The organism is Pedobacter sp. 01T416_2, from assembly GCF_056398925.1.
Genome location: NZ_JBFTQI010000816.1, coordinates 1 through 2,509, shown reverse-complemented (window position 1 = coordinate 2,509; position 2,509 = coordinate 1). Strand labels below are relative to the sequence as shown.

Below are 2,509 nucleotides of genomic sequence, written 5' to 3'. Positions count from 1 at the left end.
GTTTGTAAACAGGGTGTACCAATAGCTCAGATTTTCCCTCGGCATTTTTGGCCAGGGAAAGCTTTACACTCATTTCTTTGATTTCAATGCCGTCACGATTAATATCATTTAGCTTAACCAGCCCTGTCCGYATTCCGGACAACAGTGCATCGATATCCTTTTTAGGAAGCGTGATATCTCCTTCCCTGTAAAGCCCCAGTTCGCGTAGATCTTCAAGGGGAAGATCCCGCACATTTAAATTTGCAGTTTGCATATAGAGTCATTTAAAATTTGGATTGAAATTTTGGCAGAAAGTGTTTGTTTGCTTACCTACCGTACAAATAGCGTTTAAGTTCGTCGCCTGACATTGATAGGATTATCAAGAGAAAATAAAGTGGGTTAACGCTCACACTTCCACGAAGAACAGATAGATGCAGATGTTCGCCTGTGGTCCTTCCCGTTGATCCGGTAAAGCCTATTGGGTCTCCGGTTTGGAGAACCTGACCAACTGAGGAATAGATTTTAGAAAGATGGGCATAGTAAACCATATAGCATCCATATCTCACAGTAACATAATTGCCCATTATAGCGGTATAGCCAATTTTGTCAATTATTCCCGGGAGTATAGAAACAACAACCTCGTTTTTACCCTCAATGTCTATTCCACTGTGAAAAGAATATCGTTCTCCAGTTACCGGATGGTTCCTTATCCCATAAGCAGAATTCAGTTTAAATTCTTTAAGCGGGAGCCTCGCATACCAATTTTTATAAGCAAGAGTGTCCTGAACTGTCCCATACCCATTAGTCTTAATCAATAAAGCACTACATAAAACCAGCCACCAACATTTCAATTTCCTGATTGATCCGTAAAAAATTCCGTCTGAGAACCTCCTCCTTCTTTCCCCCAAAGTCATAAAAAATAGGTAGTTCGACATATCCTTCTTCCTCCTTTTTAATTTCTTTTAGATCCAGGTTTATCTTGCAATTTATAGCTGAAGTCTCATACTCACCAGTATACTTTTCATCTGCATCGGTAGCAAGTAAACCGACCAACTCTCCAGCGCCCAGCGTAGTGATCTTGCCAGCAGGAATCAGCACTTCAAGCTTTTCACTGATTGATTTTGATACCTTGCTTCTATCAATAGATATACTTTCCCCGATCTGTTTCGATTTACCGAAGATTCTTTCCAGCCAGTCTAGCGTTTCTTTGTTCCTCGCAGCGCCTGACAGGACGTTACCCACAACTGAAGTAATGGTAGTCGCCGTATCTTTTCCATATTGCTGTTTGAACTGAGGCAATTCCTGTAGCCCCATTAAAACCGCCACCTTGTTGGACCTTGCGGTTGCAATCAGATTCTCGATCCTGTGGACAAAAAGTGTTGGTACTTCATCCAATATCAGTGCAGATGGAAGATTGCCCTTTGAATTGATCAGCCTGGTAAGGCGGTTGAGTACTACTGAATAACATGCGGAATTGATATTCTGGGTATTGGGATCATTAGCCAGCACCAAAACTCCAGGCGAAGATGGATCGGAAATCTTGAGATCAAAATCATCTCCCGAAAACACCCAGAATGTTTCCTTTGTCGCCATACGGCTCATGAATATTTTCAGTGTTCCAATCTGTCCTTCCAGTTGATCAAAAGCCTTGGCAGCAAATGCAGACTTAAATGGAGAAAGCAGCGACACCAGTTCCGGATTGGTAAAAAGAACAGAAAAAATCTCTTCGTAGGAACGATTTAAAAAAGCCATTACATGTGGCAGACTGGAATATTTACCCTTTTCATGCCTGCTCATAAAGTAAATACAGGAAGCTAAAAAATTGATAGCAGATTGCGTAAAAAAAGCGTCGCTCCCACTGGCCTTATCTCCCTTTTTAAGCGCTTCCACAGTCCCTTCCGCTGTCTCCGAAGCATCTGCCAACATGGTAATATAGTCACTACGCAATGGATTTATCCTCCGGCTCTTTTCGACATCAGTCAGATTGATCACATGAAACTTAAAATCCTCCAGAAAGCCTTTTTTCTTTGCTTGCAAAAAGTGGTAATAAGCAATCTTGCCAAGATCCGGAAACTTAAAATCGTACAAGCAGACTGCAAAAGACTTCGCAATCAGCTGCCTGATAAAAGGGTTCACAACCGAAAAGGATTTCCCTGAGCCAGGTGTCCCGATTAAAATCGTTGCACGAAAAACATTGAGATTCACCCAGCCCTTTCTAACCTTTTTCTTGTAATAGAAAAGCATCGGTATATTTACGGAGTAAGGATTTTCTATCTTTTTGACCTGTTGCATGAAACTTTCGGCCTCAACATTCCATTTATCCTTCCCAAGTCCCGACCTAATAATCTTGGAGACATTATCCATGGAAATACTGATCAGTATAGCGCCGAAAAAGGAAAATATCATGTAGGTCAGATCCATTGTTGTCGTGTAAGCAAACAAAAACCGGCCAGGTTTTCCATAAAAAAATAGGCTACCAAAATAAAGGAGCAGACCAAGGCTCAAAGGATAAACAACTTTAGTCTTTGGG

Annotated in this window: 3 protein-coding genes; all 3 read right to left on the bottom strand. The window is 41.4% G+C overall.

Annotated elements, in window-relative coordinates:
• The coding region (locus AC1DPQ_RS24480; RefSeq protein WP_477611156.1) for a DUF4099 domain-containing protein at positions 1-253 on the bottom strand (253 nt) is incomplete at its 3' end.
• Positions 254-305: 52 nt separating this feature from the next.
• Positions 306-794, bottom strand: a complete 489-nt coding sequence (locus AC1DPQ_RS24475) for a M23 family metallopeptidase (RefSeq protein ID WP_477578609.1) — start codon at positions 792-794, stop codon at positions 306-308.
• A 7-nt stretch (positions 795-801) separates the two neighbouring features.
• On the bottom strand, positions 802-2,509 hold a 1,708-nt coding region (locus AC1DPQ_RS24470), incomplete at its 5' end, for a type IV secretory system conjugative DNA transfer family protein (protein ID WP_477611155.1).